The sequence below is a fragment of the Mesorhizobium sp. P3_A9 genome (assembly GCF_056402975.1).
This window is the reverse complement of sequence record NZ_JBFUGJ010000015.1, coordinates 1-14,655: the sequence shown is the minus strand read 5'-3', so window position 1 is coordinate 14,655 and position 14,655 is coordinate 1. Positions and strand designations below refer to the sequence as shown.

The window sequence follows — 14,655 nt, the reverse complement described above, 5'->3', positions numbered from 1 at the left end:
TACTGCCCTACTGCCCTACTGCCCTACTGCCCTACTGCCCTACTGCCCTACTGCCTTCCAGAACTAATCCCCCTCCACCCCCGTATATCCCCGCATGAACCTGATTTACGCCGCGCTCGCCTTCCTTTTCGCACTCATCTTTACCCTTGTCGGCGTCACCCGCGTCGGCTCGTGGCTGATCGAGCGCCGCGATCCTCCTATTGGTGAATTCGCAGACATCAACGGCGCCCGCATCCACTACGTTCATATTCCGGCGCCTGCCAATGCGGACCTGCCGCCGATCGTTTTCATCCATGGCGCCAGCGCCAATCTCAACGATCAGATGCTGCCGCTCCGGCCACTGCTCGAAGGCCGCGCCGAAATGCTGTTCTTCGACCGGCCGGGCTTTGGCTGGTCCGAGCGCGGGCCCGGCAACAATGAGGACCCCTCGGCGCAGGCCGTCACCATCGCCGCCCTGATGGACCGTCTCGGCATCAAGAAGGCGATCATCGTCGGCCATTCCTTCGGCGGCGTGGTGACGGCGGCTTTCGGCCGCGAGCATGCCGACAAGACGCTCGGTCTCGTCTTCCTGGCGCCGGCGACGCATCCCTGGCCGGGCGGCGCGACGTCCTGGTACTACGACCTGACCACCATTCCGGTGATCGGCCGGCTGTTCTCCGAGACACTGACCTATCCGGCCGGAACGCTGCAGATGGCCGATGCCACGACCTGCGTGTTCTCGCCCAACAAGGTGCCGGACAACTATCTCAGCATTGCCTCGATCCCGCTGGTGCTGCGGCCGGCAGCCTTTCGCGCCAACGCCACCGACGTTGCCGGGCTCTATGCCTATGCGCTTGGCGCCGCACCGCACTACAACCAGATCACCGCACCGACAGTCGTCATCTCCGGCGACCGCGACAAGGTCGTCTACGCGCATATCCATTCCGTCGGCCTGGTGCGCGACATAGCAGGCGCCGAACTCGTCTGGGTGCACAATCTCGGCCATAAGCCGGACTGGATCGCCCCCGACCTCGTCGTCGGCGCCATCGAGAAGGTCGCGGGCAAGGATGTCGATCTGGAGGTGATGGCCAAGACAGTGGAAGCGCGGATCGCCGGCGACACCTATGGCGTGGGCAAATGCGCTGACATCAAAGAGCCACAGGCCGAGCTCGCGCCGACCTGACATGTATGTCCTCAAGCATAGCATAAAGAGAAACCCGGAGAAGCGATGGGCGCTGCCGGATCGCATCTTTTTCGGTTACGGCGCATGCCACATTCTTGCAGGTGTTTTCCTCAAGCATCCCCCGCTTGAAGGTTTCCACGCAGAACGGATCATCCCGGACGAAACCTTTTCGGGAAACCATGTCTATGTGACGAACGGCAGGATCGCCTTCGACTACCACGGATACTCCAGCCGCGAGCGGCTCCTGCAGCATCATCGGAGGGGCTGGGCCTCCCACAGTGCCGGTTGGCACTGCACGATCGAAAAGGTCGATTTCGACTTGCTCGACAGAACGGAATTGAATCGGCGAAAGATGCTTGGCCCGGATCAGTACCTCTATGACGCAGTTCCACGTGCACGCCGGTTTCTTCAGCGAACAGACCACGCCGAAGCGGCGGCAAGAGCGCTCGAAACTACAACGAAGTGGAGCAGCTCTAGCACACGCCCTTGATGAGTTTCACGCGAGGCTCATCAACGGACACATGTCTTGAGGCCAGCTTACCGGCTGGCTTGCGCTTCCGAGCCGACATAGGCGATGCGCAGCATGTTGGTCGAGCCTGGCGTCCTCAGCGGCACACCGGCGGTGATGATGACGCGGTCGCCCGGCTTGCCGAAGCCTTCTTCCAGCGCAATGCGGCACGCGCGATTGACCATGTCGTCGAGGTCGCTGGCATCGGGCGAGACGACGCAATGCGTGCCCCACAAAAGCGACAGCCGCCGCGCCGTGTTGAGGATCGGCGACAGCGCGATGATCGGCACCTGCGGACGCTCCCGAGCGGCGCGCAGGCCGGTGGTGCCGGACGCCGTGTAGGTGATGATCGCCGCCAGCTTCAGCGTTTCGGCAATCTCGCGGGCAGCCAGTGAGATGGCGTCTGCGCCGGTCGCTTCCGGTTCCGAGCGCTGCGCATTGATGATGCCGGCATAGGTCGGGTCGGTTTCGACCTTGGCGGCGATGCGGTTCATCATCGCCACGGCCTCGACCGGATAGGCACCGGCCGCCGATTCGGCCGACAGCATGATGGCGTCGGCGCCCTCGAAAACGGCGATCGAGACGTCGGAGACTTCGGCGCGGGTCGGCACCGGTGCGGTAATCATCGATTCCAGCATCTGCGTGGCGACCACCACCGGCTTGCCGGCGCGGCGCGCGGCGCGCGTGATCTGCTTCTGGATGCCAGGCACGGCTTCGAGCGGCATTTCGACACCGAGGTCGCCGCGGGCGACCATCAGCGCGTCGGACAGTTCGATGATCTCGGCCAGCCGGGCAACGGCCTGCGGCTTTTCGATCTTGGCCATGATCAGCGCCCGGCCGCGCGCGATCTTGCGCGCCTCGGCCAAGTCTTCCGGCCGCTGCACGAAGGACAGCGCGACCCAGTCGACGCCCGTGGCGAGCACCGCGTCGAGGTCCTTGCGGTCCTTCTCGGTCAGCGCGCCGACCGGCAGGTCGGTATCGGGCAGGCTGACGCCCTTCTTGTCGGAAATCGTCGTGCCGGCGACAACCGTGCAGACGATCGACTTGCCGTCGCTCTTCACCGCCTTCAGCTCGAGCTTGCCGTCATCGATCAAAAGACGGTGACCGGCCTCGACCGAGCTCAGGATTTCCGGATGCGGCAGGTACACTCTGGTCGAGGTGCCGGGCTCGGGATTGTCGTCGAGCGTGAAGGTCTGGCCTTGTGTCAGCACTTCCTTGCCATTGGCGAACTTGCCGACGCGCAGCTTGGGACCCTGCAGGTCGGCGAGGATGCCGATCGGCCGGCCGACTTTCTCCTCGACGGCACGGATGCGGCCGACCAGCGTGCGCATCAGCTCGTGGTCGGTATGGCTCATGTTGATGCGGAACACATCGGCGCCCGCTTCGAACAATTTCTGCAGCATCTCCTCGGAAGAGGATGCCGGACCGATTGTGGCTAGGATCTTGACCTTGCGGCTGCGTCTCATTGACTGTTGGTTCCCGGGGCGGCTGCTGGAGCGCCTCCCGTTGCGGGCTCATCGGTGAGCTGGACCATCCAGCTTGCCTGTTCGCCCGTGTCATATTCCTGRAATCCGGCGCGCTGGAAGCCCCGGGCGACGCARTCGKTTACGCCGGCGATCTTGAACTCTTTTTCAGCCACGCACATGTTGATCGGGCCGTCCCAGCGTCCACCGCGCTCAGCGTCTTCTGCATAAAGATAGTAAAACCTTGATGACAGCGGCCCTTCGATCAACGTCTTGCAGCTCGATCCTTCGATGTGCCACCAGCCTTCGGTGATCCAGCCGGCCTTGGCGCGATAGCCGATGCCGACGCCGACCAGGTTCTGCGTGGCGTTGCAGACGCGGAAATCGGCACGCGCCGGCGAGGCCATGACCATCGCCGACAGGCCAACGGTCAAGGTCAGGAGCGGCATGGCAAAGGCAGAGCGCATGCGCTGCCTGCCGGCGGACCTCATCCCAAAACCCCTCAACAACCACATCAGCATCTCTCTGCGCCCCTTTTCGGAAAAGTCCGGGCGCATGTCAACGCGCCGTTTTGATCAATTCCAATCGATTTAGGAAGGCTCCCGGCGCACTATCCGTCGCCCTGCGCCAGATTTCCCGGGAAACCTTGGCCAAACAACGGCATTGCACACGCGTCGTCTTCGTGGAATGACGATAGCACCCTCCCCGGAAGCCAGCGAACAGACCATTTCCCGCCAATGACCCGATCCACAGTTTTCGCGCCTTTCGACATTGTCGAGGGCGACCGCAAGCGGGGCATCGTGCTTCTGGCCGATCATGCCCGCCGCGACCTGCCCGAGGACTATGGCAGCCTCGGCCTATCCTCGGCGGAATTCGACCGCCACATCGCCTACGATATCGGCGTCGAGGCGGTGACACGCGAACTCGCGGCTTCGCTGGGCGTGCCAGCGCTGATCGCCAACTTTTCGCGGCTGTTGATCGACCCCAATCGCGGCGAGGACGACCCGACGCTCATTCGCCAGCTCTATGATGGCACGGTCGTACCGGGCAATTACCCCATGGCGCCGGAGGAACGCGAAAGACGGCTCGACCGCTTCTACCGGCCCTATCACGACGCCGTCGGCGCCATGATCGCTTCCGTCGCCCAGGCTTCCGGCCAGGCGCCCTTCATCCTCTCGGTGCATTCCTTCACGCCGGTCATGCAGGGCAGGCAGCGTCCCTGGCATGTCGGCATTCTCTGGGATCTGGACGATCGGGTGGCGCGGCCGCTGATCGATATGCTGGCCGAGGACAGAAACCTCGTCGTCGGCGACAATGAGCCTTATGACGGCGCACTGCGCGGCGACACCATGTTCAAACACGCCATCGTCAATGGCTATGCCCACGCGCTGATCGAGATCCGCCAGGATTTGATAGCGGACCAGAAGGGGGCGCTTGCCTGGGCCGAGCGTCTGGCACCGATCGTTGACGCCATCGACCGCCGTCCCGATATACATGCGGTTGAGATGTTCGGCTCGCGCACCGGGCCGTTATGATGGAGGTTTCGATGACTGAGTTCAGCGACGAGCAGAAGCGCGATTTCGAAGCCGCCGCCTTTCGCCGGCTGGTCGAGCATCTCCGGGAACGCAACGACGTGCAGAACATCGACCTGATGAACCTCGCCGGCTTCTGCCGCAACTGCCTGTCGAACTGGTATCGCGAAGCGGCCAATGCCGACGGCGTCGATCTCACCAAGGACCAGTCGCGTGAGATCGTCTACGGAATGCCCTATGCTGAATGGCAGGCGCTCAACCAGACCGAAGCCTCCGATGCCAAGAAGGCCGAATTCGAGGCAAGACGGCCGAAGGACCACTGAGTTCACACCGGCGGGCGTTGCCGACCAATACAACGCAGCTTCGTCATCCTAGGGTGGAGCAGTCGCGAAGCGACGTCGCGGAAACCCTAGGATCCATGCCGCGACAGTTGCCAAGAGCACGCGGCTCAGAATGAAGGTCGCGCTCACCGCGACTGGTTCTGCACCGTAGCATCGCACGCAAGTCGCGGCATGGATCCTCGGGTCTGCGCCGCGTCGCTGCGCTCCTTGCTCCGCCCGTGGATGACGAAGGGAGGGGCGTTTTCGCCAATCTCCAACGTCGGATAAATCTACATGAGCGGTACCGATCCCGGTTGCCCTTTGGTCCAAGCACTTCCTGAAGTCCGGTTCTTGACTAGAAATTGAATCGATCTAATTTGCCGCACAAAGCCATTTTCTGACCGGATTCGCCTTATGAACGCGCAAAGCGCTATGCAGACTGCCATTCGCGGGCGATGGGCCGTGGCGGCCATTTTCCTCGCCAATGGCTTCCTGACCGGCAGCTGGGCGCCGCAGATCCCGGTGTTCCTGACCCGGCTCGACATCTCGAAATTCACGCTTGGGCTGCTGATCCTTTTGTTCGGCGCCGGCGCGGTCACCRCCATGACCTGGTGCGGTCACCTGATCTCGAAGCACGGCTCGCGCACCGTGCTGCGCTGGTTCGGCCTTTGCGGCAGCCTCGGCCTGCTGGTCGTGGCGCTGGCGCCCAACGTGCCGCTGGCAGCCATCGCCATGTTCATCTTCGGCGGTTCGATCGGCGGCATGGATGTCGCCATGAATGCCAATGCGGTGGTGGTCGAGCGAAAATTGTCCCGCGCGATCATGTCGTCCTCACACGGCTTCTGGAGCCTCGGCGGTTTCGCCGGCGGCGCCCTCGGCGGCTTTGCCATCCAGCACTATGGCCACCTCGCCCACGCCGCGGTCGTGACCGCGCTTGCCTTCGCGGCGATCGCGATGGCGGTCGGGTATCTCGTCGCCGAGGACAAGCCGCAGGCGGCCGAGCATCATAAGTTCACGCTGCCGGCAAACCCACTGGTCTACCTGATCGGCCTGATGGCGCTGCTGACGATGGTCTCCGAAGGCGCGGTGCTCGACTGGGCGGCATTGTATCTCCGGCAGGAGCTTGGCGCCGACCTTGCCGTCGCCGGTCTTGCCTACGCCGCCTTTTCCGGCGTCATGGCGATCATGCGCTTTTTCGGCGACGGCGTGCGCAACCGTTTCGGCGCTGTGACGACGCTGCGCGGCTCGGCCATTGTCGCCGCCGTCGGCATGCTGGTCGCCGGCCTGTCGCCGTCGCCCTGGCTCGCCATCGCCGCCTTTGCGCTTTGCGGCTTCGGCATCGCCAACATGGTGCCGATCCTCTTTTCGGCCGGCGGCAACCAGGAAGGCATGTCGTCGGGCACCGGCATGAGCGTCGTCACCACCATGGGCTATTCCGGCATTCTGGTGGCGCCGTCGGCGATCGGCTTCGTCGCCGAGCATTCCAGCTTCGGGCCGATCTTCATCGCCATGTCGGTGCTGCTGATCGTCGTCCTGCTGATGGCGGGCCTCGCTCACCGCGCCGAATTCGCCGCCGCCCCCGCCGAATAGCGTTTCAGCTCCTCGTGGAGAAAATCCGCCACGCGGCGGATGCGCACGCTGCTGCGCACATCGCGATGCATGGCGAGCCACACCGGCAGGCTTGGCAGCGGCAGGCCGGGCAGCACCTTCTCCACCAGCGGATCGCGATCGGCCAGCGGCTCCTGGCCAAGGCCAATACCATTCCCTGCCCGCACCGCTTCCCACAGGACGATCTGGTTGTCGGCCCTGAAGCGGAAACTGCCGCGGGTGACAGGGATGCCATTCTGGACAAAGCCCCTGATCATCTCGTCGCTGCGGTCGAAGCCGATCAGGGCGTGGTCGACGAGGTCGGCTGGCCCGAGCGGGCGGCCGCGCCTCTCGAGATAGGAAATGGCCGCGCAGGCGCAGAGCGGGATATCGCAGACCTTGCGCGCCACCAGTTCGTTCTGCGCCGGCTTGACCATGCGGATGGCGATATCGGCRTCCCKRCGCAKMAGRTTYTCGACCTGGTTCGAGGCGACGAYCTCRACCTCGACGCCGGGTTCCTCGAAACCGAGCCGCGCCATCATATCGGGCAGGACATAGGCCGCCACCACCTCGCTGGCGGCAATGCGCACCGTGCCTTCGATCGCCTCGACCGAGCCCAGGGCGAGGCGTGAAAAGGCACTCGCCTGCTCGCTGACCGCCTTGCCGCGCTCGAACAGCGTGGCGCCGGCTTCSGTCAGCGCATAGCCGCTCCGCCCACGCCGGAACAGCGTGACACCGAGCGCCTGCTCCAACTCCCCGATGTGACGGCCAAGCGTCGGCTGGCTGGCCGACAGCTTTCGCGCGGCCGCCGACAGGCTGCCGGTTTCCGCCACCGTGACGAAGCTCTTGATCAGATTCCAGTCGATGTCAGCCATTCAATAATGAATATCAAATCTGCATCTATGGTCAATTTTAATTCATCGATGAGGCAATCATATTCGCCCTGCAAACACCGAAACGGATTTCAACCAGGAGAACTCAAATGACCAAGATCGCAATTCTCGGCGCCAATGGCCGGCTCGGCCGCGTGGTTGCCAAAGCCTTCATCGACGCCGGCTTCGACGTCCGCGCCATCACCCGCAGCGGCAAGGTGCCGGCAGAACTCGAAGGTGCCACGGCGGTTGCCGGCGATGCGCTGGACCGTCAGTCACTGATCCGCGCCACCGAAGGTGTCGATATCATCTTCAACGGCCTCAACCCGATCTACACCGACTGGGGCAAATGCCTGCCTATGGCCGAAAACGTCATGGCCGCCTGCCACGCCAATGACGCGCTGCATCTGTTCCCCGGTACCGTCTACAATTACGGCTCGCCGATGCCGGCGGTGATCACCGAAGACACACCATTCCATCCGACCACCGAGAAGGGCCGCATCCGCTGCGCCATGGAGGATTTGTTCCGCCGCGAGGCGGACGCTGGCCGGGTGCGCACCATTCTGCTGCGCGCGGGCGATTTCTTCGGCGGCACCGGCAGCGGCTCCTGGTTCGACCTAGTCGTCGCCGAGAAGATGAGCAAGGGCATCTACACCGCGCCCGGCCCGGTCGACCTGGTGCATGAATGGGCCTATTTGCCGGACTTCGCCGTAGGCTTCGTCGCGCTGGCCAAAAATCTCGACAAGCTCGGCTCCTATGAGGCGCTGAACTTTCCGGGTCACGCCATCACCGATCTGCAGATAAAGGCCGCCGCCGAGAAGGCGCTCGGACGTCGCCTCAAGATGACCTCGATGCCCTGGTGGGTGCTGCGCGCCGGCAGCCCGTTCGTCGCGATGTGGCGCGAGATCGTCTCGATGTCCTATCTGCGCTTCGAGCCGCACCAGTTGGCCTCGACGCGGCTGGAAGGCATCATCGGCGAAATCCCGCACACGCCGCTGGATCAAGCGGTCGCCCAGGCCCTCGAGGATATCGGCATCGCCACTGCGAAGGGCACGTCGAAAGCTGCTTGAACCAACGCTGGAGGCGGCGGGCCGGCTCAGAGCCGTCCCATCAGCAGCAACACCAGAACCACCACCAGCACCACGCCAAGAATGCCCGACGGTCCATAGCCCCAGGAGCGCGAATGCGGCCAGGCCGGCACCGCACCGATGAGGATAAGGATCAGGACGATGATGACGATGGTGGTGATTGGCATGAGACTTCCCCGCGCATTGTTTCGGGGCAATGTCTTCACATTGCCCCGGGGGAACAATGCAAAAGGCCGCCCGGTTGTTCCGAGCGGCCTTTGCCGGTCAAATCATGCAGTGTGCCTATTCGGCGGCTTTCGGGAAGGCGATCGCAGGCTCGGCATCCACATCCCGGCCTGGCGTTTCGGTCGACGAAACCGTGCCCTTGCCGCGCCGGAATACCCGGCGGAAAAACGCATAGAAGCGGCTGTTCTTGCTGCGTGTAAAGATCATCAGCATCGAGGGTGTCACCACCAACGTCAGCAGGGTGGCGAAGGACAGGCCGAAAACGATCGCCGAGGACAGCGAGATCCACCACTGCGTCGACGGCGCATTGATCGTCGTCTCGTGATGGAAGATTTCCAGCCCAAGGCCGAAGGCGATCGGCAACACGCCGAGGATCGCCGACACAGCCGTCAGCACGACAGGACGGGCGCGTTCCCGGCAGGTCTGCAGCACCGCGTCCATCTTGTCCCAGCCTTCTTCGCGCAGCCGGTCATAGGTGTCGATCAGCACGATGTTGTTGTTCACCACCACGCCGGCCAGCGCGATGACGCCGATGCCCGACATGACAATGCCGAACGTCTCGCCTGTTATCAGCAGTCCAAGGAACACACCCACCGTCGCCATGACCACGCACGACAGCACCATCAGCACGCTGGTGAACTTGTTGAACTGCATCAGCAGCACAAGGAAAATCAGGAAGATCGCCGCCCCGAATGCCTTGCCAAGGAAGGCGCTTGCCTCGGCGCTGTCCTCGTTCGAGCCGGCCAGCTTCCAGCGTATCCCGCTACCGAGATCCATGTCAGCGACGGCCTTGGTGACCTCCTGCTGCACGGCAGCGACCTGCGTGCCGGCGGCGACGTTGGCTTGAACGACTACCGTACGTGCGCCGTCGATGCGGTTGAGGATGCCGACGGTCGGCTCAGGCTTGCGCACGACGAAGTTCGAGATCGGCACCGAGCCTTGCGCGGTCTGCACCCTGAGTTCATCGAGCGTCGACAGGGTGCGCCTGTCTTCGGGCAGGCGCAGCCTGATGTCGACGGCGTCGTCCGCCCCGGCTGGCCGGTATTCCGAAAGCTTCAGACCATTCGTCACCAGTTGCACCACGGTGCCGACAGCGGTTGGACTGATGCCGTATTGCGCCGCCTTGGCGCGGTCGACCTCAATCGCCCAGTCGACGCCGGGCGGCGGCAGGCCGTCGGAAATATCGATGACGCCGGGCACCTTGGCGATGCGTGCCGCGACAGCGCGCGCCTTGTCGTCGAGGCCTTTTGGATCGATGGCCGAAAGCCTGATCTGGATCGGCTTGCCGGTCGGCGGACCGGCCTCCGGCACGCGGACCTCGACATCGACGCCGGGAATCCCGGCCATGACGACGCGCAGATCACTGAGGATCTGGTTCGCCGATTTGCGTTCGCGCCAGTCGATGAATTCGTACTGGATAACGCCGACCACGTCCTCGGGGACATCCTGGCCGCCGCCTTGCGTCTTGCCGACGCGCGTGTAGACCGATTTGATGCCGGGCCAGCCGAGCATCCTGTTCTCGGCAATCTTCGTCGCGGTGTCCATTTCAGCCAGCGAAAGATTGCCGCGCGCGTGCACATAGAGCAGGCCGTAGTCGGGCTCGACACTGGGGAAGAACTCGACACCCGCGCCATATTTCGAATAAGCGTAGCCGACGCCAAACAGCAGCGCGACGGTCAGCAGGACCACGGTTATGGGGAACCGCACCGCCTGCTTGACGATGGCCATGTACAACCCGTCCCGATTGCCTTCCTCATGATGCTCGGGGGCCTTGGCGAAGAGCRCCCCCAGCGTCGGTGCGAAGACCAACGCATAGAGCATCGAGGCCGAGAGCGTGACGATCAGCGTGATCGGCATGTATTTCATGAAGTCGCCGATGATGCCCGGCCAGAACAGCAGCGGCGAAAACGCGGCGATGCGCGTCATCGTGGCCGCGATGACGGGACCCGCCATGCGCTTGGCGGCGAGTGTAAACGCTTCCGCCTTCGGCATGCCTTCGCTCATGCGTCGCTCGGCGAACTCGGTGACGATAATGGCGTCATCGACCAGCATGCCGACCGCCAGGATGAGGCTGAACAGCACGATCATGTTGATCGTGTAGCCCATCATGGCGAGCAGCAATATTCCGATCAGGAAAGACGACGGAATGGCGAGACCAATCAGCAGCGAGGCTCGCCCGGACAGCGCGTAGAGGATGACGATGAACACCAGGATCACCGCGATCATCACGTGGTTCTGCAGGTCGCCAAGCAGCTGGTTGACGAAGACCGACTTGTCCTGCGTATAGGTGACGTGCATTCCCTCGGGCATCGTCTTGATATAGCCGTCGGACACCTCCCTCACCTTGGCCAGCGTGTCGATCAGATTGGCGCCGATGCGCTTCTTCACTTCAATGGCGATGGCTGGCTTGCCGTTGAGGCGTGTGATTGTCGTGGCATCGGCAAAGGTCGAGCGGATCGTCGCGATGTCCTTGGCCTGCACGACGGCATTGGGACCAGCAACCACCGGCAAGGACGCAACATCTTCGGGCGTCTCGATCAGCGACGGCACCTTTACGGCGTACTTGCCCTCCGAGCCTTCGATGTTGCCGGCCGCGACCAGACTGTTTGAAGCGCCGACGGCGCCAATCAGCTGGTCGAGCTGCAGGCCGTAGGAAGACAGCTTCATCGGATCGATGACGACTTCGACGAGATCGTCGCGCGAGCCCTGCAGCGAGCCTTCGAGGACACCGGGTACTTCTTCGATGCGGTCGCGCAATTCGCGCGCCGCGGCGGTCAAGACGCGTTCGGGCAAATCGCCCGACAGTGTAACGACCAGCACCGGGAACTCGGAAATGTTCACCTCGGTGACGACAGGCTCCTCGGCCGCCTGCGGCAGGTCGGCCTTGCCGTCCTGCACCTTGGAGCGCGTATCCTGCAGGGCCGTCGCCAGGTTGGTCTGTGGCTGGAACTCGACCAGCACATAGCCGCCGCCCTGGAACGCGGCCGAGCGCATTTCCTTGAGGCCTTTGAGGCTCTTCAGCTTGCTTTCCATCGGCCGCAGCAGAAGCCGCTCGGAATCCTCCGGCGAAATGCCTTGATAGATCAGGCTGACATACATCATCGGAATCGGAACGTCGGGTTCCGCTTCCTTCGGCGTCGACTGATAGGCAACCCAGCCTGCCAGCAGCAGGAAGACCAGCACCGAGATGGTCAGGCGGGCGTTGTTGATCGCGAGTTTGACGATATCCATGGCTAACGCCTGTCGTTGAATTTCAGAAGCTGCGTCGCAGCCGATTGACCCCGCCCGGAGTATCCCTTCGTAGACAGCGCTACTGCGTGCCGGCGGTGGCTTCGCCGATCAGCTTGTTGATGGTCGCCTGGTCGGCTTCAACCGGCTTGACCTCATCGCCTTCCTTCACCAGTTCCTGGCCGGCAACGATGATGCGCGCATCGGCCGGGATGCCGCCGAGCACGAGGCCGGTCGGCGTGTCGTCGACCAGGTCGATCGGGAAGAACGCCACCTTGTGGTCCTTGCCGACGGCGCGGATGCCGAGATCGCCTTTGTCGCCCAGCGTCACCACTGAACGCGGCAGCAGGACTGCGTCGGTCGGCAGCGCGCTGAGCTGGATTTCCGCCGTCATGCCGGCCGGCACCGAGCCGTCGGCATTGGGGATGGCAACCTCGATACGGAAGGTGCGGGTCGCCGACGACGCGTCGCGGCTGATATAGCGCACGGTGCCTTGGACGGTCTGGCCGCTGACCAGCCGAACGCCGGCCTTGTCACCGATCTTGAGATAGCCGAGGTCACGCTCGCTGATCTCGCCGCGCGCGATCACCGGATCGAGCTTGAGGATGGTCGCCACCTCGCCGCCCTGCATGACGGAGCTGCCAAGTTCCACCGGCACCCGGTCGATGACGCCGTCGAAAGGCGCCTTGACCTCATTGCGGTCGAGCTCGGCCTGCGCGGTGTCCAGCTGCGATTGCGCCAGGGTCAGATTGGAGCGGGCGGTGTCGAGCTGCAGCTTGGGCAGATTGCCTGATTTCATCAGCCGCAGCGACGCTTCCAGCTCGGCCTGGCGCTGCGCGACAAGCTGCTTGGCATTGTCCACCATCGAGATCTTTTCCTCGGCGGCCAGCATCAGCACCAGGTCACCGGTCTTGACGTGATCGCCTTGCTTGACCGGCAGCTTGTCGATGACGCCGGCGACGCGGGTGGCAAGCACGGCGCGCTTGTCGGCCTCGGTCAGCCCGGAAATGCGGATGGCGCGCGCATAGGTCTTGCGTGGCGGCGTCACCACCGCAACGGTGCGCAACGGCGCCTTCGGTTCGGCTTCCGCCGTCTTCGGCTTGCTCGCGTCCGGCGCCTTGCCCTGCTCGACTTCGGCCGCCTTGGCCTTGTTGGCCGCTACGCTGCCGACCGACGAGAATTCACCTGTCGCCATCCACGCCGCGAAACCAATGAGCACAACAATGGCTGCAAGCTTGTGAAACCTGATTCTCGGCATCGTCGTTTTTTCCGTTGCGGGTTCGGCCAGCACCGCGCCTTCATGACGCGGGCGCGTCGCCGATATGGGTGCGCGCCTGACCGTGTTCAAATTGCCGTGATAGGCGAGCGCGCTTCTACATCAAAGTTGCACCGCAATATAGTCCGAAAGTTGCAGCAGCATTGCGTAGCCGGGCAAGGTCTGGCCGCCGCGAAACTCTTTCGATCTGCTAAAATACCGGTTCAGCGGCCTCGCAGCCGGCTCAAGATCGGCCTCTCATGACCAACCTCGGACGATCGGTCTGTCATCGCCGACAGGCTGCGCATTGCTCCCCGAAATACAAGCCGCCATCGACCGCCGGGGGCTTGATCAGGACCACGATTTTGGCCTACGGGCCAAGTCATTCTGGTCAGCGGAGGACATCAAACCTCGGAGCAGTAGAGCTTGGTCAATGCATTGTAATTGCTTGCAAAATGGAAAGGCACACCCATCAGGTCGGGACTGCCCGGAGGCCAGTTCGTTGACATGGAACCCAGCGTCGAGACCATCGGTACCCGTGCACTGGAATGTCTCGGATCGGCGTGGCTCACCAGTTCATGACTTGCCACGTGCACGGGGCGGCTGCGGAAACCGGGACGATTTTCCGCGCCATTTGCAGGAGCGGTGTCTGTCGTTCCGCTATTCATCTACAAGCAACACCGCGCGGCATCGTCGGCATGCCGGTGGCAGCAGGCGTCAGCATGATGAAGCGTTCTCCGCACGCAAAGGTTGCTGCCTTGCCGGATCGCCCTGGAAACCTAGTCCGACTTCCGGAAGACCTCGCTGATGGTCTTGATCGATCCGAGGATAGCCGGGCAGCGCCTGACGCAGATCGGCTATCGCTTCTTCGGCACCCGGCGGGTTCAGGCCCGGCGGCGCTCCGCCTCCGGATTCTTGCGCGCTGCAAGAAACTCCTTGACCCGACGACCGGGCGCCGGCCCTCGCACCGGCTTGAAGCCGTCGTCGAGTTCGCTCGACAGATCGAGCGTCGGCCGCTTGCCGACGGCGTCGTAATTCTCCTCCAGCCAGTCGCTGGCCGCTGTGCGGCCGAGATCTCTGAGATAGCTCAGGAACGCCCATTCGGCATTGACCTTGGACGACGCCGACAGGTCCTTGAACGCCTCATCGGCATCGATGCGGTGCATGCGGATGTCGCGGTACTCGCCATTTGGCAGCCGGCCGGCGGCGATCAGTTCCTTGACGAAGGCGATCGAACGAAATTCGTTCAGCAGCCCGGCATTGAAGGTGATCTCGTCGATGCGGTTCTGGATCTCGTTGGCGCTCTTTGGCGTGCCTTCGCGCACCACCGGATTGATCTGCACCAAAAGCACATCCTCCGTCGCCGCCGTCTTGAAGAACGGGAACAGCGCCGGATTGCCCCCATAGCCGCCATC

At 63.3% G+C, this 14,655-nt stretch carries 13 protein-coding genes and 1 pseudogene; 7 read left to right on the top strand and 7 right to left on the bottom strand.

Annotation, left to right across the window (positions count from 1 at the left end; genetic code table 11):
* The first annotated feature begins 94 nt into the window (after window positions 1–94).
* Window positions 95–1,162 (top strand): alpha/beta fold hydrolase, encoded by a 1,068-nt coding sequence (locus tag AC1DX0_RS04750; RefSeq protein ID WP_477221761.1) that lies wholly within the window; start codon window positions 95–97, stop codon window positions 1,160–1,162.
* A gap of 1 nt (window position 1,163) precedes the next feature.
* Window positions 1,164–1,652 carry a hypothetical protein gene (locus AC1DX0_RS04745; RefSeq protein WP_477221760.1) on the top strand — a complete coding sequence of 163 codons (489 nt, stop codon included), beginning with the start codon at window positions 1,164–1,166 and terminating at the stop codon, window positions 1,650–1,652.
* A 47-nt stretch (window positions 1,653–1,699) separates the two neighbouring features.
* Here the strand turns inward: AC1DX0_RS04745 and pyk are convergent, their stop codons facing one another.
* Together pyk and AC1DX0_RS04735 are read right to left on the bottom strand one after the other, a co-directional pair.
* Window positions 1,700–3,136 (bottom strand): pyruvate kinase, encoded by a 1,437-nt coding sequence (pyk, locus tag AC1DX0_RS04740; RefSeq protein ID WP_477221759.1) that lies wholly within the window; start codon window positions 3,134–3,136, stop codon window positions 1,700–1,702.
* On the bottom strand, window positions 3,133–3,600 hold the full coding sequence (locus AC1DX0_RS04735) for a DUF1036 domain-containing protein (RefSeq protein ID WP_477354425.1): 468 nt from the start codon (window positions 3,598–3,600) through the stop codon (window positions 3,133–3,135). Before AC1DX0_RS04735 ends, pyk begins: the two co-directional genes overlap by 4 nt.
* Here AC1DX0_RS04735 and AC1DX0_RS04730 point away from each other — a divergent pair.
* From AC1DX0_RS04730 to AC1DX0_RS04715, 4 genes are all read left to right on the top strand, one after another.
* The gene (locus AC1DX0_RS04730) at window positions 3,539–3,727 is read left to right on the top strand and encodes a hypothetical protein (protein ID WP_477221822.1); all 189 of its coding nucleotides are present in this window, start codon (window positions 3,539–3,541) and stop codon (window positions 3,725–3,727) included. The genes AC1DX0_RS04735 and AC1DX0_RS04730 overlap by 62 nt on opposite strands.
* A gap of 143 nt (window positions 3,728–3,870) precedes the next feature.
* Window positions 3,871–4,668 (top strand): N-formylglutamate amidohydrolase, encoded by a 798-nt coding sequence (locus AC1DX0_RS04725; protein ID WP_477221757.1) that lies wholly within the window; start codon window positions 3,871–3,873, stop codon window positions 4,666–4,668.
* A gap of 11 nt (window positions 4,669–4,679) precedes the next feature.
* Window positions 4,680–4,988 (top strand): DUF1244 domain-containing protein, encoded by a 309-nt coding sequence (locus AC1DX0_RS04720; RefSeq protein WP_477221756.1) that lies wholly within the window; start codon window positions 4,680–4,682, stop codon window positions 4,986–4,988.
* A gap of 411 nt (window positions 4,989–5,399) precedes the next feature.
* Window positions 5,400–6,575: an MFS transporter gene (locus AC1DX0_RS04715; RefSeq protein ID WP_477354422.1), complete on the top strand. Its 1,176-nt coding sequence runs from the start codon at window positions 5,400–5,402 to the stop codon at window positions 6,573–6,575.
* Here the strand turns inward: AC1DX0_RS04715 and AC1DX0_RS04710 are convergent.
* A complete protein-coding gene (locus AC1DX0_RS04710) occupies window positions 6,539–7,447 on the bottom strand; it encodes a LysR family transcriptional regulator (protein WP_477354419.1) in 909 nt (302 codons plus the stop codon). The genes AC1DX0_RS04715 and AC1DX0_RS04710 overlap by 37 nt on opposite strands.
* A 107-nt stretch (window positions 7,448–7,554) precedes the next feature.
* On the opposite strand from AC1DX0_RS04710, the gene AC1DX0_RS04705 reads away from it, so the two are divergent.
* Entirely contained in the window at window positions 7,555–8,514 is a 960-nt protein-coding gene (locus AC1DX0_RS04705) for an SDR family oxidoreductase (protein ID WP_477221753.1), read from the top strand.
* Between the two features lie 26 nt (window positions 8,515–8,540).
* On the opposite strand, the gene AC1DX0_RS04700 is transcribed toward AC1DX0_RS04705, so the two are convergent.
* The 4 genes and pseudogenes from AC1DX0_RS04700 to AC1DX0_RS04685 form a co-directional block, all read right to left on the bottom strand.
* Window positions 8,541–8,699: a DUF3309 family protein gene (locus AC1DX0_RS04700; protein ID WP_172222942.1), complete on the bottom strand. Its 159-nt coding sequence runs from the start codon at window positions 8,697–8,699 to the stop codon at window positions 8,541–8,543.
* Between the two features lie 115 nt (window positions 8,700–8,814).
* The gene (locus AC1DX0_RS04695) at window positions 8,815–11,988 is read right to left on the bottom strand and encodes an efflux RND transporter permease subunit (protein ID WP_477354416.1); all 3,174 of its coding nucleotides are present in this window, start codon (window positions 11,986–11,988) and stop codon (window positions 8,815–8,817) included.
* A 79-nt stretch (window positions 11,989–12,067) separates the two neighbouring features.
* On the bottom strand, window positions 12,068–13,243 hold the full coding sequence (locus AC1DX0_RS04690; protein WP_477221751.1) for an efflux RND transporter periplasmic adaptor subunit: 1,176 nt from the start codon (window positions 13,241–13,243) through the stop codon (window positions 12,068–12,070).
* A gap of 881 nt (window positions 13,244–14,124) precedes the next feature.
* Window positions 14,125–14,655 (bottom strand): annotated as a pseudogene (locus AC1DX0_RS04685) (patatin-like phospholipase family protein); the annotation flags it as partial.

Bases quoted from the DNA above. Each gene is read 5' to 3' on its own strand.
- AC1DX0_RS04750 (WP_477221761.1), top strand. From the start codon at position 95: ATGAACCTGATTTACGCCGCGCTCGCCTTCCTTTTCGCACTCATCTTT.
- AC1DX0_RS04745 (WP_477221760.1), top strand. From the start codon at position 1,164: ATGTATGTCCTCAAGCATAGCATAAAGAGAAACCCGGAGAAGCGATGG.
- pyk (WP_477221759.1), bottom strand. From the start codon at position 3,136: ATGAGACGCAGCCGCAAGGTCAAGATCCTAGCCACAATCGGTCCGGCA.
- AC1DX0_RS04730 (WP_477221822.1), top strand. From the start codon at position 3,539: ATGACCATCGCCGACAGGCCAACGGTCAAGGTCAGGAGCGGCATGGCA.
- AC1DX0_RS04725 (WP_477221757.1), top strand. From the start codon at position 3,871: ATGACCCGATCCACAGTTTTCGCGCCTTTCGACATTGTCGAGGGCGAC.
- AC1DX0_RS04720 (WP_477221756.1), top strand. From the start codon at position 4,680: ATGACTGAGTTCAGCGACGAGCAGAAGCGCGATTTCGAAGCCGCCGCC.
- AC1DX0_RS04705 (WP_477221753.1), top strand. From the start codon at position 7,555: ATGACCAAGATCGCAATTCTCGGCGCCAATGGCCGGCTCGGCCGCGTG.
- AC1DX0_RS04700 (WP_172222942.1), bottom strand. From the start codon at position 8,699: ATGCCAATCACCACCATCGTCATCATCGTCCTGATCCTTATCCTCATC.
- AC1DX0_RS04690 (WP_477221751.1), bottom strand. From the start codon at position 13,243: ATGCCGAGAATCAGGTTTCACAAGCTTGCAGCCATTGTTGTGCTCATT.